Origin of the sequence: Paenibacillus ehimensis NBRC 15659, from assembly GCF_004000785.1 — a bacterium.
Lineage (GTDB): Bacteria > Bacillota > Bacilli > Paenibacillales > NBRC-103111 > Paenibacillus_G > Paenibacillus_G ehimensis.
On record NZ_BILX01000090.1, the window covers coordinates 1 to 23175 of the forward strand.

Consider the following 23175-nt stretch of genomic DNA (forward strand, 5'->3'; position numbering starts at 1 on the left):
AACTCCTATAACCTACCCGTTATAGGAGTTTTTATTTCCTCCCCTAACCTTGTCTGCATAATTGGCCAAGTCCCCACATAGACATGGTATCAATCTGGATTGATTATGTGGTGGAGGGGATGAGACGATGCGGCGGTTCACGTGGGTGGTGGCCCTTGTGATGGTTTGTTTAAGCCTGGCAGTAGCCGGGTGCGGCAAAAAGGATGCGGGATCGGTAGTAAAGGAATTGGACGGTGTGATGAGCAAGCTTCAGAGCTATCACGGAAAAGGACAAATGACGTTCCGTACGGGGCAGGACCCTCAGGAATACGACGTGGAGGTAAGCTTTCAGGCCCCCTCGTTTTACCGGATCGCGCTGACGAATGCGAAGAAGGATATTACGCAAATTGTGCTGCGCAACGATGACGGGGTATTCGTATTGACGCCGCATTTGAACAAAAGCTTCCGTTTCCAAAGCGATTGGCCGGAAAACCAGGGACAATTTTACTTATATCAATCGTATATTCAAAGCATTTTGATGGACAACGAACGGCAATTTACATCGGACGAGAAGGCCTATGTCTTCGATGTAGTGGCGAATTACCAGAACGGCTCCCTGGCACGGCAGAAGGTGTGGTTGGACAAGAGAAACTACGCCCCGCAGCATGTCGAAGTGTCGGATGCCAACTCCAATGTGATGGTCATTGTAAAATTCGATCAATTTGAATTTGGTACGAAGTTTGAGAAGGATCAATTTGATATGCAGCGCAATATGACGGGCTGGAACCTGAAGACACTGCCAACGATGACGCAAGGAGATTCGAAAGCCGCTGAGAAATCGGGAGCAACCGATTCCAAAGCTGGCGCGGGAGCAACTGGCGGCAATGAAGGGGCTGGTGCGCAGGGAACTACTCAGGAAACTGGCGGCAAAGGAACGGCAGCAGGACAAGGAGCGGGGGCCGATGCAAAAGGCGGCGCAACCGGAACGAGCAAGGACAATACAGCCGGCGCAGCCGCCGGAGAAAGTAAAGGTACTTCCGTTTCCGGAAATGGCGAAGGCGCGAAAACGAGCAGCGCCGGAGGCGACAAGGGGGCAGCGTCCAACGGGGGGCAAGCGGAAGCTACGGGCGCCAAAAAAGACACGTCCAAACAGCAATCGTTCGGCATCATCGAACCGCGTTATATGCCGAGCGGCGTGAAGAAACAAGACGTGACAGAGCTTAAGCTGGGAGAAGAACAGGCGGTCATGCTCCGCTACTCCGGAAAATATAACTATACGTTGGTGGAGTCGCGTCCGCAGGTACAGACGGTGTCGATCTTGCCGGGAGATATTTTGGATCTGGGCTTTACGCTCGGCGTTGTAACCGGGGATGCGAAGAAAACATTGACATGGACCTACGACGGCATCGAATTCCGCTTATCTACTGGGGATTTGCCGGAGACGGAGATGATTAAAGTGGCGCAAGCGGTGCAAGGGGAAATGGGTAAATAATAGCTAAAAACTGACGGACGGGATGTTACTATTTTGTTCGTTGACACGGCCGGCAGTACGCATTACCATGATCATATGCATTTTTAAGCGGGAAGCTTCTTTACAGGTGCAAGTGATGGCCTCGTAAGCGGCTTCCCTTGATTTATGAGACCGAAGAAGGTGGATTAGGTGGATTCGTTTTACCGGCCGACCCGGGTGGAAATTTCATTGGATGCGCTGCGCCATAATTTGGGCGAGTTTCGGCGGGTGCTTCCTCAGCATGTGCGCATGATGGCGGTCGTCAAGGCGGACGCCTACGGACATGGAGCGGTAGAGGTATGCCGGGAGGCGCTGCAATGCGGTGTAGAATATATTGCGGTCGCTTTTTTGGATGAGGGTTTGGAGCTTCGGCAAGCAGGCATTACGGCCCCGATCTTGGTGTTGGGCTATACGCCTCCGGAAGGGCTGGAAACTGCATGGGCCAATGAGATTACCCTCAATATATATACCCATGAGCTGCTGGACGAGTGGGAACGACTAGGGGCTAAAGATCGCCCGTTGAATATTCATATTAAGATCGACTCCGGAATGAACCGGCTCGGGTTAACGGATGCGGAAGAAGCGATTGCGCTGATCGAACGGGCCATGCGGACGCCGGGGATTCGGGTAGAAGGGTTGTTTACCCATTTCGCTTGTGCGGACGAAACCGACAAAGGCTATACGCTTGAGCAGTACGGACGATTCAAGCGGATCGTTGATTATTTTACGCAAAAAGGGATTCAATTTCCGTACGTTCACGCGGGGAACAGTGCTGCGGGGATCGATACGCCGGATTTATCCTTTAACATGGTGCGGCTCGGGATCGGGATGTACGGGCTGTATCCGTCCGAAGAAGTGAATAGGCAGCAGATTGATTTGCGGCCGGTCTTGAGCATCAAATCCAGCGTCGTCATGGTGAAGCGAGTGCCCGAGGGTTCAGGTATCAGCTATGGCATCGTCTACCGGACGCAGGGCGAGGAGACGATTGCGACGCTGCCGATCGGGTACGCGGACGGCTTTTCCCGGATGCTGACCGGCAAGGTGCACGTGTTAATTCGCGGGCGGCGCGTCCCTGTAGTAGGAAGAATTTGTATGGACCAGTGCATGCTGAACGTATCGGAACTGCCGGATATCCAAATGGGCGAAGAAGTGGTCATACTGGGAAGCCAGGGCGAAGACCGGATTACGGCGGAAGAGCATGCCGCATGGCTCGGAACGATCAATTACGAGGTTGTCTGCATGATTTCCCATCGAGTCCCTCGCGTGTATATCAAGGACGGCTGCGTGGCCCGGACGGTGAACCCGCTGCTGCGGCATGTATGGGAGCCCGAGGCATAACGAAGGCTCTGCTGCCTCTGCAAGTATACCGGTGGGAAGCCATGATTTTTGTCCAAAAAAAGAACCGGGTGCATTTTCCATTGAATTTTTTCTCCTAACATGAGAGGATTTTCTTGGTTTGCCGCGAATAAGTATAGAGGCAAAATGCTGCGGAGCGCGTCAAGGTATAACATAATTGCTATACCTTCGGCATATATTGAGTTTGTATATTTTATCTGGAAGTTTGCCATAATGGAAATAGGTTCTTGTATGTTTTTGGGGGTGCATGTATAGGTGGCGGGTGCGCATAACACGAAGCGAATCATGATCAGCTTGCCGGATTATTTGCTGCAGGAAGTCGATCATCTGGTCGAGAAGGAAAATTCCAACCGCAGCGAGTTCATCCGTCAGGCGATGAAGCTTTACTTGTTGGAGCGTAAGAAACGGCATTTGCGCGAATCGATGCAGCGCGGCTATATGGAAATGGCTAAGATCAACCTGAACATGGCCTCGGAAGCGTTTCAGGCGGAGGAAGAAGCGGACAATACGCTGGACCGCCTGGTAAGCGGGGTGTGACGCTTGATTGTCAAACGTGGCGATGTTTTTTTCGCGGATCTTTCACCGGTCGTCGGTTCGGAGCAGGGCGGCATTCGGCCCGTACTGATCATTCAGAATGATATCGGCAATCGCTTCAGTCCTACGGTGATCGTAGCGGCGATTACGGCGCAGATTCAAAAAGCCAAGCTGCCGACGCATGTGGAGATTGACGCGGAAGCGCACGGTTTTGACAGGGATTCGGTCATCCTGCTGGAGCAGATTCGGACCATCGATAAGCAGCGCCTGACGGACAAAATCACGCACTTGGATGAGGAAACCATGCGCAAGGTCGATGAAGCTTTGCAAATAAGCGTAGGTCTGATTGAGTTTTAAGAAGCTGACGAGGCGGGGGTGCGGGTACCCTCGCTTTTTTATATCTGGGAGGAGAACAGTCGGATGGCAAAAGAGCAAACGGGACAGGCAGAAGAGGTTCGGGCGGTTGTGGAGCTGACGGAAGAGATGAAAGCGGCGATTCAGGAGCGCATTCTGAAGCAGATTGCATCCGAGCTGCAAATCGCGGCGGGGCGGGTGAAGACGACGGTCGGCCTGCTGGATGAGGGGAATACGATTCCTTTTATCGCCCGGTACCGGAAAGAGATGACCGGAGAGCTCGACGAAAATCAGCTGCGGGACATCGAAGAGCGGCTGACGTACCTGCGCAATCTGGAGGACCGGAAGCTGGAGGTCATCCGTCTGATCGACGAGCAGGGCAAGCTGACGGCCGAGCTGCGAGCGGCGATCGAGCAGGCGGTCAAGCTGCAGGAAGTCGAGGACTTGTACCGTCCGTACCGGCAGAAGCGCAAGACGCGCGCCAGCGTGGCGAAGGAGAAAGGGCTTGAGCCTCTGGCTCTCTGGATTCAGACGCAGCCCAAGCAGGGCGATCTGCTTGCCGAAGCGGGCAAGTATGTAAGCGAGGAGAAAGGCGTCCAGACGGCCGAGGAAGCCGTACAAGGCGCCATGGATATCCTCGCGGAGCAAATCGCCGACGATGCGAAAATCCGGGCTTGGGTGCGCCGTCACACGTTCGAGCAGGGGATCCTGCGGACCGAAGCCAAGGACGCCGAGCAGGAATCCGTCTACGAGATGTATTACAGCTACCAAGAGCCGGTCCGCAAGCTGCCGCCGCACCGGATTCTGGCGATCAACCGCGGAGAGCGGGAGGAAGTGCTGAAGGTGGCGCTGGACGTTCCCGTCGAGCGGATTCACGAGTATATTGCGAAGCAAGTGATCAAGGGGCCTTCTATCGTCCGCGACACGCTGTCGGCCGTGATTGAAGATGCGTACAAACGGCTGATCGCTTCGTCCATTGAGCGGGAAGTACGCAACGAAATGACGGAGAAGGCCGAGGAAAAAGCGATCGAGGTATTCGCCGAAAATTTACGCAATCTGCTGCTCCAGCCGCCGGTCAAGGGCAAGGTGGTGCTCGGCGTCGATCCCGCGTACCGGACAGGCTGCAAGCTTGCGGTCGTTGACGATACGGGCAAAATGCTGGAGATTGCCGTCACGTACCCGACGCCGCCGAACAACAAAATCGCGGAGGCGAAAGCGACGTTCAAGCGGCTGATCGACGCTTACCGCGTCGAATTGATCGTCATCGGCAACGGGACGGCGTCCCGCGAGACGGAGCAGTTCGTAGCGGAGTTGATCGGGGAGATCAAGGAGCGGAAGCTGCAGTATTTGATCGTCAACGAAGCGGGGGCGAGCGTCTATTCGGCTTCCAAGCTGGCGCAGACGGAGTTCCCGGACTTGGACGTGGCGGAGCGGAGCGCGATTTCCATCGCACGGCGGCTGCAGGATCCGCTGGCGGAGCTGGTCAAAATCGAGCCGAAGGCGATCGGCGTCGGCCAATACCAGCATGACGTGACGCAAAAACGGCTCGAGGAGAGCCTGAAGTTCGTCGTCGAGTCGGCGGTGAACCATGTGGGCGTGGACGTGAATACAGCGTCGCCGTCGCTGCTCTCCTATGTATCCGGCGTGAACAGCACGCTGGCCAAAAATATTGTCAAATACCGCGACGACAACGGGAAATTTACAAGCCGGGCGCAGCTGCAAAAGGTTCCGCGGCTCGGAGCGAAGGCGTTCGAGCAGTGCGTCGGCTTTTTGCGGATCGCGGGCGGCAGCAATCCGCTGGACAACACGCCAATCCATCCGGAATCGTATGACGTGGTGGACAAGCTGTTCCGCGAGCTGAAGCTGGAGCTGTCCCAGCTTGGCAGTTCCGAGCTCAAAGCGATGCTGCAGAGCCTGGAGCCGGAAGAGCTCGCTCCGAAGCTTGGCGTTGGGGTGCCGACGCTGCGCGATATTCTCGATTCGCTGCAGCGGCCGGGACGCGACCCACGGGAGGAGCTGCCGGCGCCGATTTTCCGCACGGACGTGCTGCAGATCGAAGATTTGAAGCCGGGCATGGAGCTGCAGGGAACCGTGCGCAACGTGATCGATTTCGGCGCTTTTGTCGATATTGGCATCAAAAACGACGGGCTCGTTCATATTTCGCAGTTAAGCAATTCTTACGTGAAGCATCCGATGGACGTCGTTTCCGTAGGGGATGTCGTGACGGTATGGGTGCTCAATGTCGATCTGAAAAAAGGCCGGGTCGGTCTGACGATGAAAAAGCCTTCTTAAGCATAAAATAGAGCATAAGCCGGAGGAAAGGGATGCAGCGGAAGCCGCGTCCTTCGCTCTGGCGTATGCTCTATTTGTTTTGAGCAGAGAGCTCATCTTTATTGAAGCTGGGATGTCGTGGGGTCCGTCTCGCTTTTGCGGGTGCGGTAAAAAAACCAGCAATCGTTCAGCAAACGGATTTGCCGTCGGTTTTTGTTGTAAAATGCCCGCATCAGCTGGTTGCAAAGCCATTGTGGCAACACCATCAGTCCCTTCCCGTCTAGCTGCCGTACACTATACAGCATATGGGCGGAAGCCGTTTCGGGTGCAGGTCCCCTTTTTAAGCGAAGTCTTCTTCCTCTTCGTACCACTGCTCAAGCTGCGCTTGCAGCGCGCGGATCTCGGTCAAGAGGGAGATGAGCGGATATTCTTTTTCTTGCTCCTGGATCGCGCTGAACGTCTGTTCCAAGCGGTTGATGTATTCCAGGCCGTGCTGGAGCGTATAGCCCGGGTGCACAAGCTCAAGGCCGTCGAATTCCGCGATAAATACCGGCAGTCCGGGGACGTTAGGCACGGTTAGCTTGTCCAGCTCCTTATGCAGCCGCTGATTAAGCGCGGCCAGTTGGTACATATGGGTAGCGGGCATTTCCACGAATTCGATTTGGTCCTCCAGCTTAAGCAGGGCGCATTTCTTTTTGAACATCGGGTTAAACTCCTCTCTATGGGTCAAAGGGACGATTGTCCGAATCAATTCCAGATTCCTACTTGACAGTTTAGCCTAACCTGCGGTTACAATTCAAGAGAGAAACGAAGAGAAACCAGAGAGTAAGGGTGGGAAAACGATGGATGACCGACAGCTGCAGCTGTGGGTAGAGCAAATATCGCTGTCGTCGTTTGGATGTCCTTTTTTGCATCGGGCGCGGTTCAACCGGAGATTAAGATCGACGGGAGGGCGGTATTTCACCCGGACGCACGATATCGAAATCAGCTGGCTGCAGTATGAACAGTTCGGAGCCGCCGACGTGGAGAAAATTATTAAGCATGAGCTGTGTCATTACCATCTGCATTTGCTGGGCGGAGGGTACCGGCACCGGGATGACGATTTCAAGCGGCTGCTGGCCAAGGTCGGGGGCACGCGCTATTGCCGATCGCTCCCGCAGGAGCTGAAGCGTACCGAGCCTTACCGGTACAAGCTCGTTTGTACAAGCTGCAATGCGGAGTATATGCGTAAACGCAAGACCGACCCGAAGAAGTACGTTTGCGGTTTTTGCAAAGGGAAATTGAAATTGCTTGCTCTTGACTTGCAGCCGCATTCATGATAAATTAAAAAATGTCTTTCCCCGATAGCTCAGTTGGTAGAGCACTCGACTGTTAATCGAGTTGTCACAGGTTCGAGTCCTGTTCGGGGAGCCATATTTCTTGGAGAGATACCCAAGTGGCTCAAGGGGACCCTCTGCTAAGGGGTTAGACTGCGTAAGTGGTGCGAGGGTTCGAATCCCTCTCTCTCCGCCATACATAAAAAGACCGGCTACCTGAAAAGGTAGCCTTTTTATGTATGGCGTGGAGGGATGAGAACCGGAGGTTCGTCGGAGCGGCGGTTAGGTGCCGCGAAGTCTCGCGGGCGCCCAGCGCTGTGAGGAGGTTCGTTCAAGCAAGGTTGTACACCTTAGTGGCTGGGAAGACGCAGAACGTTTCCGTTTGAGGCGCGGCCTTTTGTCCAAAACCAAACGACCAAGAAATTCAACAAAATTATGATCACATTACCGATCAAGCCTCCCGTATACGGATACTGGAACAGATCCTGGACATAGTTCCAGCTGATGTGAAAGCCGATCGATAGCCATAAGCTTCCCGTGCGAAACAGCATATAGATAAGCAGCAGCGCTGCCAAGCCGGCGAACAGGTATGCCTTAAGGTCATATTGCGGATTCACGGCATGAATTAAGACGAACAGCAGACTGGAGATCACAACGGCCCAAATGGTATTGTAGCTTTGTTGAAGCAAACGAAGCAGGTACCCTCGGAACAACAGTTCTTCCCCGATTCCGACGCAGATGCAAAGAGCGAGCTTCTTCCATAATGAGTCCGGGTTCGTCCAAAAATCAGAGCTCAGTTCACCGGTTAAAACGAGGTATAAGCCCAGAAGAATGGCCGAAGCCGTACCGAGGAGCGCGCCATAAAGCAGATGAGGGAGACGGTGCCAAGTTACGCCTATCTCTTTCAGCTTGATGCCGTCGAACCACCTCATACAGAACAGTACAGCAAAGATAATACTCATGGGGATAACCCATGAAGGAACTTTGCCTTCCCCTGTCGACAACTTAAACATAAATGCGAGAATAAAAACAAATCCGGTCGTAACCATTCCGATCCGTAGCAGCTTCCAGCCGCCCCGCAGTCGCCCTTGCTTGTCAAATAAAATCGGTCTCATTGCTAGTGCCCCTTTCGAGTGAACGAGAGTTCTTAAAAAGCGTTGATTCGGCTTGGTAATTCACCGGGATCAGTATAGTTGGAATATCTTAACAAGAAGCTAATGAAACTCTTAATAAGTCCTTAAAATTTAACGTTTGGAGGATAGCCCGGTAACGGACTCGCGGCATGCAAAATTTTTTTGCGCTAGGGCTTGTCAACTCCGTGTCATTCCGCTATAATAACACTTGTCGCTCAAAAAGGTGGCGATAACATACAGCATGGCCCGTTGGTCAAGGGGTTAAGACACCTCCCTTTCACGGAGGTAACAGGGGTTCGAATCCCCTACGGGTCATAGATAGTAGGGTGAGAACCCTCTGGGTTCGTCGGAGCATAAGCTTCGGTAGGAATTGCTTCGCAGTCTCGGAGTGAAACGGAGAGTATCCCCTACGGGTCATAGATAGTAGGGTGAGAACCCTCCGGGTTCACCCTACGGCAACCTGCGGTTGTGGTGGAATGGCAGACACGCTATCTTGAGGGGGTAGTGGGCGTACGCTCGTGGAGGTTCGAGTCCTCTCAACCGCATCACAAAGAGAAAGAGCTTGCATCTAAACGATGCGAGCTCTTTCTCTTTTTTTGGCATAAACCATCTGCGATGCTGACTTTTAACTCGGTGAACTATGCGGAAAATTAAGGACGATCGCGCCAGCCGCTTTCCCAACGTTCGTATTCCTCCTGCGCCGCTTCCTTGGTATGCCCGTATTTCTCCTGAAGCTTGCCGAGAAGCTTTTCCTTTTCCCCATTAATGACATCGAGGTCGTCATCGGTCAGTTTGCCCCATTGCTTTTGCGCTTCGCCTTTCAATTGCTTCCATTTCCCCTTCAAAACGTTGGTATCCATTCCAATCAGCTCCTTTTGAAGAAAATGTACTATGCATTTAAACCGACTGTCCGCTTATTGAAACAAGTTCCTTAGAGAGCCGAGGTAATGTTTGGCCTTACTGCCGTTCGGGTAATCAAGAAAGGAAGTCAGACTTCCATAACCGAAAGGAGATGTTCCCATGTTGAAGACGGAGCAACTGGAAGAGCAGATCATGAAGGTGCTGGATGCGAATGACGTCTGCGCGTTCGGTACGGTTGCCGGCGATCAGCCGAAGATTCGCTACATGGCCTTGTTTCATGAAGGACTCAAGGTGTATTTGGCAACCAACAGCCGAACGGACAAGGAAAATGCAAACGTATTTGTCCTGACGGGGTATGACGGAACTCCTTCGTCCGAAATCGTACAGATGGAAGCGACGGCGAAGCTGTGCACGGACAACCGCTGGCGGGAGAAATTGTGGGACGACGAGCTCGGCCGCTGGTTTGACGGGCCGCACGACCCGGACTATGTCGTTCTCGAACTGAATCCGACGAGAATCGAATACATTGAAGGGGAATCCGAGCCGCAGGTATGGCAAAAATAACTGGGTCCATCGGGACAAGCAGGAGGGATAGTGGATGTTCAAACGTATTCATAAGCTTGCGATCGAGCTTCCGAAACCGAAGCATGCCGACCCGAATGCGGCGGCAGCCGTTCAGGAACTGCTGGGCGGAAGGTTCGGGGAAATGTCGACGCTGAATAATTATATGTTTCAGTCGTTTAATTTTCGCGGCAAAACGAAGCTGAAGCCCTTCTACGATCTGGTGTGCAGTATTACGGCGGAGGAGTTCGGCCATGTCGAGCTGGTCACGAATGCGATCAATCTGTGTTTGACGGGATCTACGGAGCCGGCCGATCCGAATGCGGCGCCCATGATGGACGCACTAGACAAGCGGAACTCGCACCATTTTATTGCCTCGGCGCAAACGGCCCTGCCTTTTGACTCCATGGGCAAAGGCTGGACAGGGGATTACGTATTCAACAGCGGCAATCTGGTGCTGGACCTCCTGCACAATTTCTTCTTGGAGTGCGGGGCGCGGACGCATAAAATGCGCGTGTATGAAATGACGGACCATCCCGTAGCACGGGAAATGGTCGGGTACCTGCTTGTCCGCGGCGGCGTGCATGTAGTCGCCTATGCCAAGGCGCTGGAAATTGCCACAGGGGTGGACATGACGAAGCTCGTTCCGGTGCCCAATCTGAGCAACCGGGCGTTTGAAACGACCCGGAAATACGAGGAGCAGGGCCTTCATCGCAAGCTGTATCGTTTCAGCGACGACGCTTACGAAGAGATACGGCAAATCTGGAAAGGCTCTCACCCGGAGGACGGCCAGCCGCTGGAAGTGGTCGACGGCACGCCGGAGGGCGGACCCGTTCCGGAGCTGGACGAGGTACCGGAAGAATTCGCTCCGGGCATCGGGCCCGAGGAGTTTATGGAAATTGCGAGAAGGCTGCAGCGGTCTGCAGGAATGTAAATGCGGCTGCGCCTGAGCCGCGGGAGCAGCTGCGGATTCCCTCGGAACAGAGTCGCTTCTTGAGTCCGATACCGGAGTTTCCGGGGGAATGATGCTGCTAAAGGATGCCACTTTACTTTTTTCTGCGAAACCTATAGAATAAATAGTACATCCGCGGTTGTGGTGGAATGGCAGACACGCTATCTTGAGGGGGTAGTGGGCGTACGCCCGTGGAGGTTCGAGTCCTCTCAACCGCATACCTGAATAGCTTACCGATTGTGCAAAGCCCTGAGTCTTCAGGGCTTTTTGCTTTTTACAGAACAAAAAAATATTTTAGCGGCAAACCGTTTTCGCTCTGGCTGCGTTTCCTCTATTGAATGACCTGATAGCTTTTAAAATTCGAGGAGGAATCTGATGATGAACAAACGCTGGAAATCGGCGGTCCTGCTGCTGGGCGGCGCCCTGATGCTCTCAACGGCTGCAAACGAAGTAGCGGCTGCTGACCATTCCAAGGCCGCTGCGGTCGCCGTCAAAACGGATGCGCAGATCGCTGCGGAGCTGGGAGTATTGCAGGGCGACGGCAGCGGTGTAACCGCAAGCTACTTGTCCCAATCGACGACCCGTTTGCAGGCGGCGATTTTGTTCCTGCGGCTGCAGGGCTTGGAGGGGGAGGCTCGGAGCTTCAAAGGGAGCGCGAATTTCGACGATGCCGGCACGGTCAATGAAAGCAACCAGGCGGTGTTAGCCTACTTGAAGGTGAACCCGCAGCTGGGGTGGACGGGGACCGGCTCGGGACGGTTCGGCCCGGCGGAGGCGGTTACTGCGCAGCAGTATTACAAAGTGATGCTGGAATCGCTTGGCTACAAGCAGGATACCGATTTTGCTTTTGCAGACACGATCCGTTTCGCGGAAGGCAAGGGCTTGAACAGAATCGCGGAAGCGGGCCAACTGAATAACGGGCACATCGCTACGGCAACGGTGGAGGCGCTAGGGGTGAAGCTTAAAGGTGGAGACAAAACGCTGCTGGATGCACTTGTCGGCCAAAAGGTCGTCACCGCCGAAGCCGCCGCGTCGGCAGCCGCATCGTCCGTTCGTTTCGCAACGAGCGATAAGGTCGGCACCTATATGACGGACGGTTCCGGCAAAGCGCTCTACACGTTTACGAAGGATACGCCGTTCCAGAGCGCTTGCAAGGATCAATGCGCAGTCAACTGGCCGGTATTCAAAGCGGAATCGCTTCAGCTTCCGGCGTCCTTGAAGATAGAAGATTTTGGCGTTATTACGCGGGAGGACGGCACGAAACAAACGACTTACAAGGGAAGCCCGCTCTATTATTTCATCAAGGACGCGAAGGCGGGAGATGTCAACGGACAAGGCGTCAACAACGTATGGTTCGCAGCGAAACCGGAAGGCGCCGCCCTGAAGCAGGAAGACCAACAGCCGGCGGCTTCCAAGGAATATCGTGTGGAGATGGCCGGGTTCGCTTTCTCCGTTAAAGAATTGACGGTTGAAGCAGGCTCGAAAGTCACGTTTACGAATAAAGATAAAGTAAAGCATAATGCCGTATCGGATACGCTCGGCGACGACGGCAAGCCGGTATTCGAAACGAAGCTGCTGGGAGAAGGCGAATCTGAAACGATTACGCTGACTAAGCCGGGGACATACACGTATTACTGCGCTCCGCATAAAGCGGAGATGAAGGCGACGATTATCGTCAAGTAAAAAGTTATTGAGCGTTAACCCGGGGTTCCCGCCACAAGGAGGGCCTCGGGTTGTTTTGATATGGGGCGGCTAAAAATTGCATGTTGCCAAACGAAAAGAAATGTCGGAATATGAAGTCAATTCGCTTCCTGTTACTCGTTATTAACCGAAACAAGGAACGCGGCGTCAGAGACGGGGGTGTTCCGAGACGTGCAGCATTATTCGGACGAGCAATTGATGGAATTAATCAAAGCCAAACAAAGCGAAGCGCTTCATGTGCTGTATGACCGGTATGTCAAGCTGGTCTATTCGTTCGCCATGAAAGCGCGGAAGGACCCCGAGTTTGCACGGGACGTTGTACAGTTGGTTTACACCCGAATTTGGACGACGGAGAGCGGATACGATCCGGCAAAGGGCCTGTTCGTCAATTGGCTGCTAACCGTTACCCGCAATTTGACGATTGACCAGCTTCGGAAATTAAGAAAGCAATCCGCCTTGGTGCCGCTAGAGCATAGGAGCGAAGCGGAATTAAGCGCACCGGAGGTTCATCCTTTTGCAGATCCTGTCTCCCGGAAGCTGTTCAAGCAGCAGCTGGAGGAGGCATACCGATATATGTCCGAGCATCAGATCAAGCTGATTCGGCTGTTTTATTGGGAGGGGTATACCTTAAGCGAAATTGCCGAGATGTCGGGAGAGCCGCTTGGGACCGTGAAAAGCCGGCTCCATCAAAGCTTAAAATTGCTGCGCAGGCACATGACGTCATGGAGAGAGGAGTGAACGACATGGTTCAAGAGGAAACGGTATGCGAGCTATGCTTTTTGTATTTTCTCGAAGAGCTTTCGGAGGAAAGGAAACGGGTGTTCGAACGTCATCTGTCCGGGTGCCAAACTTGTACGCAAGAGCTTGCGGAGCTTCGGCAGATGTGGCAAGCGCTGCCCGCCGAAGCTGAACTGGTGGAAGTGCCTGAAGCGTTAAAAGGGCAGGTGCTTGGCGGGGTCCTGGGAGCGTCTGCGGGCGGGGAAACGTTGGTCGATGAGCGTTCGGCGGATAAGCGGCGGACCGTAGAGTGGCGCCTTAATGATGGGACTGCCCTGCGCCGCAAGCGGTGGACGAAAGGGCTCGGATATACGGCGGCCGCGCTGTTCTTTTTCGTATGCGGCGCAGGAACCGCCATCGTTGGGAACCTTAGCCTCCCGTTCAAATTCTCTGCCGGGCAGCCTAAAACCCAACCGGCCATACCTGTGGAGGTGATCGGACAATATCAGTTGAAGGCGTTCGACCAATCGCTTCCTTCGGCAGGCGGGCAAGGGTGGCTGACACGTCAAGGCAACAAAGCACAGCTGGTGCTGCAGCTTCGTGGTTTGCGGCCGACCGACGGGGCTCAGGCATATCAAGTGTGGCTGCTGCGCGACGGCAAGCGTTCCAACTGCGGTACGTTCCAGGTCGACTCTCAAGGTTCCGGAGTGCTGACATGGGATATGGCGCTGGAGGATACTTCCTTCGACGGCATCGGGATTACGCTGGAGCCCGATTCCCGTGGGTCGGAGCCGCGCGGGAAAAAGGTGTTGGGCACTTAATTGAGATGGTTAATCACAAGCGCATGAAGTCTCGACGCTCCGCTTGCGGCCGGCAGGCTCGGCAGAGACCGACGACTTTGCCGGCTGTGGCGTAAAAGGCCAGCTCCTTCGGAGGAACCTTTCGTCTGCAAAAGGAGCAGCTTTGTTTGGCTTGGCTTTTACCTCCGGATCGGCCGAAGCGATTTCGTCTGAGAAACATCGGAAGAAAGACAGCCAGACAGATCAAAAGCAGGATGCCGGCGATGACGTAGGGCGCGATGGGCAGGGGAATCACCTCTCGTAACAAAAGGAATGTGCTGATACAAATAGGGTTCGGCAAAAAACGACGGTTTCCTTTATTTGTATTGAAGGGCTTGTTTATTTCGATTATACTGGCCTTAGCGAACGGACTTCCGTCGTTTGCTCCATCTTCCGAAGAAATGAGGCGAGCTTGTGCAAATTAACGCAGCATTGAACGCCATTAGCGGCGGAAACGCATTGAAGCAGGCGGTCGGCATTGCTCTGCTAAGTCAGATGAAGGATGCCCAGGCTTCCCAAGCGGCTACGATGCTTCAGGATTTTGCGGCGGCACAGCATCCAAACTTGGGCAAAAACTTGGATATTCGCGTTTAATCTCTTCCAGCCTTACATATTCAAAGGAACGAAGCGAGCATGAGCCTGCCTGCGCTTTAGGTAAATCCGAAGCCAGGGCAGGTTTTTTGCGTTACCGGCAGGATAGGTTTCGCCGATCGAAGAATACTAAAAGCACGGCATGAGGAAATGGCATGCAAGCGGGAGAGATTATGGACAAAAGCGAGTGGATCGATCGATGAACGGTTTTCAAATGGCATGGCACGATATCAAACAAATGTGGAGCTCCAACATGGCGCGCCGCTCGGTGCTCGGCTTGATGGTCCTGCCGCTTATGTACAGTTTTATTTATTTGTGGGCTTTTTGGAACCCTACCGATTTTTTACCCCATTTGCCGCTGGCCGTTGTCAATTTGGACCGCGGAATGCCGCAGGGCGGCAATCCGGTTAATCTGGGCCGGGAGCTTACGGACAAGCTGCTTGGCGACAAGCAAACCTCCTGGACGGAGGTGAGCCCGGAGCAAGGAGCGGAGGGGATCGAGAAGCTGCGCTATTTTATGGTGCTGACGATTCCGCCGGACTTCACCGAAACGGCCTATAGCCCCGGCACTCCGCAGCCCAGAGCGAGTCAGCTTTCGTACGCCGTCAACGAAGGGGCCAACATGCTGGGCGTCAAAGTGGTGCGCAGCGTGATGGATAAGGTTGGGCACGAGTTGGAACAGCAAATGACGGAGAAATACGTACGCGTCATCTTCGATCAAATTCTCAACGGCGGCGAGGGGCTGAAGAAGGCGGCCGACGGGGCGGCCAAGCTGGCCGAAGGAACGAAAAAGGCCCAGGAAGGCGCAGCTTCCTTGCAGGATGGTCTGAAGCAAGCGCAGGACGGCATGAAGCCGCTGTCTGAAGGGCTGACGAAGCTGCTGGACGGCGCGAATCAGCTTGAGAACGGAATCATTCGTTTGGACACGGCTGTCGGATTAGGCGCAGGAGGAATCGACAAGCTGAATGCGCAGCTCTCGCAAATTCTGGAACCGATCAATCAGCTGACGGCCGAGGCGGAGCGGCTCGGCAAGGTGATCGATGCTTCCAATCAATCGCTGAAATTCGGGCTTAACGCGCTGGATGTGATGGGCGCTTCCCTGCAGGATACGAATCGCCGGATCGACGAGCTTCAGCGCGTCTGGGATTCGGGCATAGGCGGCCGATTGCAGAAGCAAAAGGACCAGCTTGACGGCGCAATCGCGGACCTGCTGGCGCTTGGCGAGCAGTTCAGCGAAATCACCGGCAGCGAGCGGTTCAAGGGAGCGGTCGATAAGCTGAAAACGGCGAATTCGGAGCGGCTTGCGTTAGAGCAGGCCTTGCGCGATACGAAGGCGTCGATCGATCAGATGCGCGGTTCAACCTCCAAATCGATCGAACAGATCAATGTTGCCCGCGACCAGCTCTCGGCGCATATGAACGAGCTGCAGGCCGGGCTGCAGGCGATGCAAGCAACCGTACGCAACACCGTGGATCAACTGAACAAGAATAAGCAGCTGGTGGACGATTTGTCCGGACGCCTTAACCAGCTTGCCACCGGCGTCAATCAGCTGCAGCAGGGCAGCACGGCGCTGGTCGAAGGACTGAATGCCTTCGGCAGCGGATTCCATCAGCTGCAGGACGGCGTAACCAGGCTGTACGACGGCAGTACGCAGCTTTCCGCAGGCCTCAAGGACATTAACGCCGGCCAGCAGGAGCTTGCTGCGAAGCTTAGCGAGGCGGCGGGCATGGCGGCGATGGACGGGCAGGCGGAGGAGCGGATCCATACGATCGTCTCCCCGGTGAAGGTGACGGAGAACAACCTGCATCCGGTACCGAACAACGGTACGGGGTTTGCGCCTTACTTTATTGCGCTGTCCTTGTGGGTAGGATCGCTGGTGCTCTTTTTCGTTATCGATCTGAACAAGGTCGTATCGATGCCGAAGCGGCCGATCTCGTACCTGATCAACAAATATCTTGCGCTGGCTTCCGTCAGCGTATTTCAATCGCTGCTTTCGGTCTTCATTCTCCATACGGGACTTGGGATTCCGACGGTGCTGCCGGCGATTCACTTATACGGCTTCGCGGTGCTGCTCGGATTGACGTTCGCGGCGATCCTGTTCATGCTGATCTCGATTCTGGGCAGCGATGTGGGACGCTTCGTCGCCATTGTCATTCTTATGCTCCAGCTGACGTCCAGCAGCGGCTCATATCCGGTCGAGATGGAAGCGAGGTTCTTCAATTTCATTCATCCGGCGCTGCCGATGACTTACGCGGTAGAAGGCTTCAGGAACCTGATCTCGATCGGCGACGCCGCAACGATCGCGAACGATGCATTGATTTTGGCGGCTTACGGCGTCGGTGCGCTCGTCCTGCTCTACCTTGTAAAACGGAAGACGATCATTCATCAGCTGCAGGAGGAGTCCGTCCAATCCTGAGACGCTGCTCCTGTGGGGGAATTTACAGCTTTTTTACATTCGATTTGCCTGACAGGACTTGTCTCTCCGTTCCTTCCGTTGGATAATAGATCCAAGCGGTTGAACTAGGGGAGGAAACGGATATGACCAAACAACAACCCATTGTCATCGGCCATCGCGGCGCTGCTGGCGAGGCGCCGGAAAATACGCTGGCCTCGTTCGAGCTTGCCCTTCGGCAAGGTGCGGACGCGATTGAGCTGGACGTGCACCTGTCGGCTGACGGGGAAGTGATCGTCTGTCATGACCACACGGTCGGACGTACTACGGACGGCGCAGGCGCCATCGCGGAGATGACGGCGGCGGAGCTGAAGCGGCTGGACGCCGGACGCTGGTTCGATGAACGGTTCGCCGGGGAGCGGCTGCCCTTGCTGGAAGAAGTATTCCAGCTTGTTCCTTTGGAAATCATGATCAATGTCGAGGTGAAATGCCCGTACACTCCGCGGCTGGCGGAACGACTGGCGGAGCTGCTCGCCCAATACAACCGGCTGGACACCGTGGTCGTCTCGTCGTTTAACCATAAGGTGCTGAAGCAGCTGCAAGAGGCGATTCCCAATCTGCGGGCAGGGCTGCTCTATGTGGCCAATTTCGTATCGCACCGCCAGATGGCTGCGGCAGCCGAGGGGTTGGACGTTTATTCGATCCATCCGCAGCATCATACGATCGATGCCGGAGATATGGCCGAAGCGACAGGCTATGGCCTGCGGGTTTACCCTTGGACGGTCAACGATCCGCAAGACCTTCGCCGGGTCATCGATGCCGGCGCTTCGGGGATCATTACGGACTTTCCGGGTCGTCTCCGAAGCTTGTTGAACGAAGGCAAGGCATAAAGGAAATCATAATAAGGAGCGCATAGGCACACAACGGACGAGAAGAGTTCGGTGGTGGCTTGTGCGCTTTTTTTGTGGGCGATTTTGCCAAAAGGTAACATTTTGCGCCCGTGCGTCCGATAATAAGGAAAGAGATGGGAGGTTTCGCAATGAACAAGATGTATTCTTCATGGTATCGCAAGCTTGCGGTTCTGCTGTCGTTGTCCGTGCTGTTGTCGTTGTGGCCCAGACCCGTATCGGCAGAAGTGAATGTATTTCCGGATGTCGATGCGAAGCAGTATGCTTGGGCTGTCGAGTCGATTCGACTCATGGCGAATAAACAGGTACTGACTGGGTATCCCGACGGCAATTTCCGTCCGAACAAAACGATCAGCAAGGCGGAATGGACGGCTATGGTGTATCGGCTGTTCGACAAGTATCGTCCGAACGCGCTGGCTACCGGGATGCAGAAAATTACTTATTTTACCGACGTGCCAGAACTGCACTGGGCGCATAAGCCCATATCGGAGATTTACGACGCCTCGTTTAAAATCGGAGGGTACGGGATGAGCCGGGACGGAAATTTGGCTTTTCGCCCGGATATGCAGCTGACCCGCCTGCAGCTTGCCCAGCTGTTGTATGCGTATTTCGACAATCGTTTGATGGAAAAGCGTTTTAGCGACAATGACGTATGCTCGGTCGTTTCGGAATTCAAAGACGTTCCGGTCAAAATGTTCAAAACGGAAGCGGAGTACCAAGTCGCTCAAGCGGACGGACGGTATGTCGAGGATGGCTTGATGGATGTGGAAAGCAACGATGTGTTTGTCACGCTCATTCTGGGCAACAACACCGGGGATTGCAAGCTGGGCGGCGACGAGCTGTCCAATGTACAGGCCAAAGCGCTGGCCAGCCTCAAAGCAAGCGGCATTATGACGCCGAACGATTTGGGATATTTCCGCCCGAAGGACTACGTGACCCGCGCCGAAGCGGTAACGATTCTGGACCGGGTGTACACGTATCTGAAAAAGAACGGCTGGCTCTGGGATTATACGACGGTGGATTTAACGCTTCCTTTCAATCCGGCCGGAACAGGAACAGATTCGGGCGGCACAGGCGGTACGAACGGATCTTCCGGCGGCAGCAGCTTCAATAACAACCCGAACAGCAATACGATCACGCCTCCGAACGGCGGCTATTCGCAGGACGGCTCGATCAATTGGTCGGATAAATCGATCGTTCGAGTCAGCGACTATTTTGACGACAAGGGCGTTATCAAAAAAAATCTGCAGCAGAAGGGCGAAATCGAAGCTGCGGTGCAGCCGAAAGGAGCCAAATATTTGACCATTACCTTGACCTCCGAGGAGAAGGTCGATATGTACGTGATCATTGACGGACGCGTCGGCTTCGTCAAGCAGGAGGAATTTCCGTTAACGCTTGATGTCAGCGGCGTAACGACGGTCGGGCTCCGCTCGCAGCTGCGCAACCCCGACAAAAACAAGCGGACCGACGATCTGACGACGCTGTCGGTGCAATTGTCGGACGTGGAGCCGAGCAAGAAGAAGGAGAAGACCAAATCGACTTCTCCAAGGTCATAAGTTAAGTGGAGGTTTCCGCTAGCTGGATAAAGGATCGCCGCAGGGATCATACTAAACGGTGTCTTCCCTACAAAATGGACAACCGGAGGTTTCCCATGGCATCCAGCAGAGGACATCAAGGCGCGCACGGCATAGGACAAGCGGAGGAGCAGCTCGCCAATCAGGCGGACGCAGCTGCCGCCATCCAAGGGCAGAGCGAGACGGATCAAGACGTACTCGAAGCTGCGCGCCAAGGTCAAGACGAGCAGGAAAAGGTCATCGACGAGCCTTGATCCTGATGCACGACAACGAAGCCCGGACGAACAGGTCCGGGCTTCGTTGCGTTTGCTTCCCATAAGCAAAGGAAGCTGGCTATGAAAAGGGTTTTATTGAAGCAAATGCTTGAATGGGCTGTAGTCGATCTGTTTTTTGTCCAAATAGGAGGTCAGGCTTCGGTAATCGCGCTTGGGCGTTGCCAGAATATACCCCTCGATGCAATGCTCCCGCGTAACGGCGTCGGCCTTCGCTTCCAGCGCCACTTGACCGATCCGGGCGGCGATGGAATGCTTGGCGATGTCGCGGAACGGCGCAGGCACGGGCTCGACGAGCATGTCGAGGAACGCTTTGGAGTCTTCCGTCCACAGGTGGCGGGACGATTCGACGTAATGATTTTGCCAGTCCAGCTTCGATTTGCCGTCCTCCCGGGGGAGCACCTTGAAAAACTTGCGGAACATAAAATAGCCGCCCACCGACATCATGAACAGCAGCACGAATACCCAAAAAATGATAAACCACATAAACCCCTCGGGCGGGGCACCGTTCAACGCATACCACATGAAACGTTCACCTCTCTTCCATTATACCGCACTTTCGGCTGCAGGAAAACGGAACCTGCATGATAATATTTCCTATTCTAGATTTCTTGTCCCGATCCTAGTAAAATAGATGAAAGTGATGAACAAAAGGAGTGATTCCCGGGTATGGTCAGAATCGGATCGCACGTCTCGTTTTCGGATAAAGGGCTGCTGAACGCGGCCAACGAAGCCGTCTCTTACGGCTCCGGAACGTTTATGATTTATACGGGGGCGCCGCAGAATACGCGCCGCAAACCGATCGAAAATCAATATATCGAAGAAGGCAGAGCCGTGATGGAGCAGCATGGCATCGGAGAAATTATCGTCCATGCTCCGTATATCATCAATCTGGGCTCCTACAAGGACGACACGTACGAACTGGCGGTCCGCTTCCTTCAGGAAGAAATCCGCCGTACGGATTATCTTGGCGTGAAGCAGATCGTGCTTCATCCCGGGGCTTATACGGACAAGGATGCCGAGTACGGGCTGGCGCGTATCGCGCAGGGATTGAACGAAGTGCTGAGCGGCGTGAAGGAAACGAATGTCAACATCGCGCTGGAGACCATGGCAGGCAAAGGCACGGAGATGGGCCGCAGCTTCGAGGAGCTGGCCACAATCATCGAAAAGGTGGAAGACAACGGCAAGCTGACCGTCTGCTTCGATACGTGCCACGTGAACGATGCGGGCTATGATATCGTGAACGATCTCGACGGCGTGCTGGAGCAGTTCGACCGCACGGTCGGATTGGACCGCCTGGCCGTCGTGCATCTGAACGACAGCAAAAACCCGAAAGGCGCGGCCAAAGACCGCCATGCCCCCGTCGGCGCCGGTTGGATCGGCTTCCAAGCGATGCATAACGTCGTGCACCATGAGAAGCTGAAGCATCTGCCGTTCATACTGGAGACGCCGTGGATCGGCAAGGAAGACAGCTCGCAGCGGCCGATGTACGAAGCGGAAATCGCGCTGCTTGGCGGCACGGTCAAAACGCGTTTCGGCGACGGGTTCCTGTCGGATGTCGAGCGTCTGGCCCATTTCTTCACGAAGCAGGATATCGATCCGAGAGCATACGTGCTGCAAACCTGGGAAGTGCTCAAGACGGACGCCAAGGCGAAAAAGGCGGACGGGCGCGAGCCGATGGAGCGCTTGTACGATCTGATCGTCGCAGATAACCTGTTCCCTGAGCTGAACGAGGAACAAATCAACCACCGCTTGACCGCGTGGTTTGCGGGCGAGCATTTGTTCGCCACGGTTTAAAATAGACATTCTATGTTTTGACTACGAAGGAGATCAACAACGCATGGTTTCGAACGTTACTTCCAAATCGAAAAGCACGAATTTGACGAATCGCGCGCGGATGCTCGTATCCTGCCCGGACCGGCCCGGTATCGTGGCTGCGGTATCGCGCTTCCTGTACGAGCATGGCGCCAACATCGTGCAATCCGATCAATATACGATGGACCCGGAGGGCGGATTATTCTTTATTCGAATCGAGTTCGATCTGGATAATCTCGATGCGCGCCGCGAGCAGCTGAAAGCCGATTTTGCCGTGGTTGCCGCCCAGTTCAATATGAAGTGGAGCATCACCCGGGCAAGCCGCAAGAAGCGGCTCGCGATCTTCGTCTCGAAAGAGGACCACTGCTTGCTGGAGCTGTTGTGGCACTGGCAGTCGGGCGATCTGGATGCCGACATCGCGATGGTGATCAGCAACCACGACGATATGCGCAGGCTGGTGGAGCCGCTCGGCATTCCGTATCATCATATTCCGGTTACGGCCGATACGAAGGCGGAGGCGGAGAAGCGCCAGCTTGAACTGGTTAACGGTCAAGTGGACGTCGTCATTTTGGCCCGCTACATGCAGATCATTTCGCCGAAGTTCATCGAGTACTTCCCGAACAAGATCATCAATATCCATCACTCGTTCCTTCCGGCCTTCGTGGGCGGCAAGCCGTATGCGCAGGCGTACAACCGCGGCGTGAAAATCATCGGCGCTACCGCGCATTACGTCACGGAGGAGCTGGACGGCGGACCGATTATCGAGCAGGACGTGCAGCGCGTAAGCCACCGCGACAACGTGGAGGATTTGAAGCGCATCGGCCGCCATATTGAGCGTACAGTGCTGGCGCGGGCCGTCAATTGGCACATTGAGGACCGGGTCATCGTGCATCAAAACAAAACGGTTGTCTTTAGTTAATTTCATAGCATGTACGAAGCGAAGAGCCATGCCTTCCGGAATAAGGAAGGGCGTCGGCCTTCGCTTTTTTGAGAGAAAACTTTCTGCTCGCAAGATGCGTACAGTCGATTTTCCGGCCGAAGGGGAGTAGGATTAGAACTGGGAGCACGATACGGAGCAGAGGAGCGATGAGGATGAACGTCGAACGATTGGATCATTTGGTATTGACGGTAGCGGACGTGGAAGTGACGTGCGCTTTCTATTCCAGCGTGCTGGGGATGGAGGTCGTAACTTTCGGCGCGGGCCGGAAGGCGCTGCGGTTCGGCCGCCAGAAGATCAATCTTCACCCCCACGGCCGGGAGTGGGAGCCGAAGGCGGACAAGCCGGTGCCGGGCTCTGCGGACCTTTGTTTTCTGACGAAGGTGCCGGTTGCCGAGGTGCTGACTCATCTGGAATCGTGCGGTGTTGCGGTCACGGAGGGACCGGTCGCCCGGACCGGCGCTGAAGGGCCGATTCTGTCGGTCTATTTTCGGGACCCCGACGGCAATTTGATCGAAGTCTCCAATGAAACCGGCCGTACGGCGCCTTGAGGCTGCAAGACAGTCCTGCGGACACGAGAAAAAACCGGAATGCCGATGGGG

Annotated in this window: 24 protein-coding genes and 5 tRNA genes; 24 read left to right on the forward strand and 5 right to left on the reverse strand. The window is 54.7% G+C overall.

The window, feature by feature from the left end:
• The first annotated feature begins 127 nt into the window (after positions 1–127).
• The 5 genes from PEH01S_RS30115 to PEH01S_RS30135 all read left to right on the forward strand — a co-directional run bounded on the left by PEH01S_RS30115 (position 128) and on the right by PEH01S_RS30135 (position 6025).
• Positions 128–1471, forward strand: coding sequence for an outer membrane lipoprotein-sorting protein (locus PEH01S_RS30115; protein ID WP_127489874.1), 1344 nt, complete (start codon positions 128–130; stop codon positions 1469–1471).
• A 168-nt stretch (positions 1472–1639) separates the two neighbouring features.
• Entirely contained in the window at positions 1640–2827 is a 1188-nt protein-coding gene (alr, locus tag PEH01S_RS30120; protein ID WP_127489876.1) for an alanine racemase, read from the forward strand.
• Between the two features lie 273 nt (positions 2828–3100).
• Positions 3101–3382: a CopG family ribbon-helix-helix protein gene (locus PEH01S_RS30125; RefSeq protein WP_010494551.1), complete on the forward strand. Its 282-nt coding sequence runs from the start codon at positions 3101–3103 to the stop codon at positions 3380–3382.
• 3 nt (positions 3383–3385) lie between these two features.
• Positions 3386–3736 (forward strand): type II toxin-antitoxin system PemK/MazF family toxin, encoded by a 351-nt coding sequence (locus tag PEH01S_RS30130; RefSeq protein ID WP_010494553.1) that lies wholly within the window; start codon positions 3386–3388, stop codon positions 3734–3736.
• A gap of 63 nt (positions 3737–3799) precedes the next feature.
• A complete protein-coding gene (locus PEH01S_RS30135; RefSeq protein WP_127489878.1) occupies positions 3800–6025 on the forward strand; it encodes a Tex family protein in 2226 nt (741 codons plus the stop codon).
• Positions 6026–6123: 98 nt separating this feature from the next.
• Here the strand turns inward: PEH01S_RS30135 and cmpA are convergent, their stop codons facing one another.
• The gene (cmpA, locus tag PEH01S_RS30140) at positions 6124–6270 is read right to left on the reverse strand and encodes a cortex morphogenetic protein CmpA (RefSeq protein WP_010494556.1); all 147 of its coding nucleotides are present in this window, start codon (positions 6268–6270) and stop codon (positions 6124–6126) included.
• 74 nt (positions 6271–6344) lie between these two features.
• The gene (locus PEH01S_RS30145; RefSeq protein WP_025847874.1) at positions 6345–6707 is read right to left on the reverse strand and encodes a hypothetical protein; all 363 of its coding nucleotides are present in this window, start codon (positions 6705–6707) and stop codon (positions 6345–6347) included.
• A gap of 139 nt (positions 6708–6846) precedes the next feature.
• On the opposite strand from PEH01S_RS30145, the gene PEH01S_RS30150 reads away from it, so the two are divergent.
• The 3 genes from PEH01S_RS30150 (at position 6847) to PEH01S_RS30160 (ending at position 7516) form a co-directional block, all read left to right on the forward strand.
• Positions 6847–7323, forward strand: coding sequence for a SprT family protein (locus PEH01S_RS30150; protein ID WP_025847872.1), 477 nt, complete (start codon positions 6847–6849; stop codon positions 7321–7323).
• A gap of 18 nt (positions 7324–7341) precedes the next feature.
• A tRNA-Asn gene (locus PEH01S_RS30155) sits at positions 7342–7417 on the forward strand.
• 8 nt (positions 7418–7425) lie between these two features.
• Positions 7426–7516, forward strand: a tRNA-Ser gene (locus tag PEH01S_RS30160).
• 154 nt (positions 7517–7670) lie between these two features.
• Here the strand turns inward: PEH01S_RS30160 and PEH01S_RS30165 are convergent.
• Positions 7671–8435, reverse strand: a complete 765-nt coding sequence (locus PEH01S_RS30165) for a CPBP family intramembrane glutamic endopeptidase (RefSeq protein ID WP_127489880.1) — start codon at positions 8433–8435, stop codon at positions 7671–7673.
• 261 nt (positions 8436–8696) lie between these two features.
• Here PEH01S_RS30165 and PEH01S_RS30170 point away from each other — a divergent pair.
• Both PEH01S_RS30170 and PEH01S_RS30175 read left to right on the forward strand, forming a co-directional pair.
• A tRNA-Glu gene (locus tag PEH01S_RS30170) sits at positions 8697–8768 on the forward strand.
• 147 nt (positions 8769–8915) lie between these two features.
• Positions 8916–8998, forward strand: a tRNA-Leu gene (locus PEH01S_RS30175).
• Between the two features lie 105 nt (positions 8999–9103).
• On the opposite strand, the gene PEH01S_RS30180 is transcribed toward PEH01S_RS30175, so the two are convergent.
• Complete coding sequence (locus tag PEH01S_RS30180; protein ID WP_025849528.1) at positions 9104–9313, reverse strand: CsbD family protein; 210 nt, start codon at positions 9311–9313, stop codon at positions 9104–9106.
• A 160-nt stretch (positions 9314–9473) separates the two neighbouring features.
• On the opposite strand from PEH01S_RS30180, the gene PEH01S_RS30185 reads away from it, so the two are divergent.
• The 11 genes from PEH01S_RS30185 to PEH01S_RS34870 all read left to right on the forward strand — a co-directional run bounded on the left by PEH01S_RS30185 (position 9474) and on the right by PEH01S_RS34870 (position 19803).
• Positions 9474–9878: a pyridoxamine 5'-phosphate oxidase family protein gene (locus PEH01S_RS30185; RefSeq protein WP_025849527.1), complete on the forward strand. Its 405-nt coding sequence runs from the start codon at positions 9474–9476 to the stop codon at positions 9876–9878.
• A 34-nt stretch (positions 9879–9912) separates the two neighbouring features.
• Entirely contained in the window at positions 9913–10809 is an 897-nt protein-coding gene (locus PEH01S_RS30190; protein WP_025849526.1) for a manganese catalase family protein, read from the forward strand.
• Between the two features lie 153 nt (positions 10810–10962).
• Positions 10963–11045 (forward strand) — tRNA-Leu (locus PEH01S_RS30195).
• A gap of 160 nt (positions 11046–11205) precedes the next feature.
• Positions 11206–12510: a plastocyanin/azurin family copper-binding protein gene (locus tag PEH01S_RS30200; RefSeq protein ID WP_164828087.1), complete on the forward strand. Its 1305-nt coding sequence runs from the start codon at positions 11206–11208 to the stop codon at positions 12508–12510.
• Positions 12511–12699: 189 nt separating this feature from the next.
• Positions 12700–13266, forward strand: a complete 567-nt coding sequence (locus PEH01S_RS30205; RefSeq protein WP_025849524.1) for a sigma-70 family RNA polymerase sigma factor — start codon at positions 12700–12702, stop codon at positions 13264–13266.
• A 5-nt stretch (positions 13267–13271) separates the two neighbouring features.
• Positions 13272–14066, forward strand: a complete 795-nt coding sequence (locus tag PEH01S_RS30210; RefSeq protein ID WP_164828088.1) for an anti-sigma factor — start codon at positions 13272–13274, stop codon at positions 14064–14066.
• 432 nt (positions 14067–14498) lie between these two features.
• Positions 14499–14678 carry a putative motility protein gene (locus PEH01S_RS30215; protein ID WP_036713856.1) on the forward strand — a complete coding sequence of 60 codons (180 nt, stop codon included), beginning with the start codon at positions 14499–14501 and terminating at the stop codon, positions 14676–14678.
• A gap of 196 nt (positions 14679–14874) precedes the next feature.
• Positions 14875–17091, forward strand: coding sequence for a YhgE/Pip domain-containing protein (locus tag PEH01S_RS30220; protein ID WP_164828089.1), 2217 nt, complete (start codon positions 14875–14877; stop codon positions 17089–17091).
• Between the two features lie 122 nt (positions 17092–17213).
• Positions 17214–17957 (forward strand): glycerophosphodiester phosphodiesterase, encoded by a 744-nt coding sequence (locus PEH01S_RS30225; protein ID WP_127489888.1) that lies wholly within the window; start codon positions 17214–17216, stop codon positions 17955–17957.
• A gap of 149 nt (positions 17958–18106) precedes the next feature.
• Positions 18107–19531, forward strand: a complete 1425-nt coding sequence (locus PEH01S_RS30230) for an S-layer homology domain-containing protein (RefSeq protein WP_025849519.1) — start codon at positions 18107–18109, stop codon at positions 19529–19531.
• A gap of 95 nt (positions 19532–19626) precedes the next feature.
• Positions 19627–19803, forward strand: coding sequence for a hypothetical protein (locus PEH01S_RS34870; RefSeq protein WP_164828090.1), 177 nt, complete (start codon positions 19627–19629; stop codon positions 19801–19803).
• Positions 19804–19896: 93 nt separating this feature from the next.
• Here PEH01S_RS34870 and PEH01S_RS30235 read toward each other — a convergent pair whose 3' ends face one another.
• Positions 19897–20346, reverse strand: a complete 450-nt coding sequence (locus PEH01S_RS30235) for a DUF2621 domain-containing protein (RefSeq protein WP_025849518.1) — start codon at positions 20344–20346, stop codon at positions 19897–19899.
• A gap of 144 nt (positions 20347–20490) precedes the next feature.
• Between PEH01S_RS30235 and PEH01S_RS30240 the strand changes: the two genes are divergently transcribed.
• The 3 genes from PEH01S_RS30240 to PEH01S_RS30250 all read left to right on the forward strand — a co-directional run bounded on the left by PEH01S_RS30240 (position 20491) and on the right by PEH01S_RS30250 (position 23124).
• Positions 20491–21618, forward strand: a complete 1128-nt coding sequence (locus PEH01S_RS30240) for a deoxyribonuclease IV (RefSeq protein WP_025849517.1) — start codon at positions 20491–20493, stop codon at positions 21616–21618.
• A 43-nt stretch (positions 21619–21661) separates the two neighbouring features.
• Entirely contained in the window at positions 21662–22555 is an 894-nt protein-coding gene (gene purU, locus PEH01S_RS30245) for a formyltetrahydrofolate deformylase (protein ID WP_025849516.1), read from the forward strand.
• Between the two features lie 173 nt (positions 22556–22728).
• Entirely contained in the window at positions 22729–23124 is a 396-nt protein-coding gene (locus PEH01S_RS30250) for a VOC family protein (RefSeq protein WP_025849515.1), read from the forward strand.
• Positions 23125–23175 lie beyond the last annotated feature (51 nt).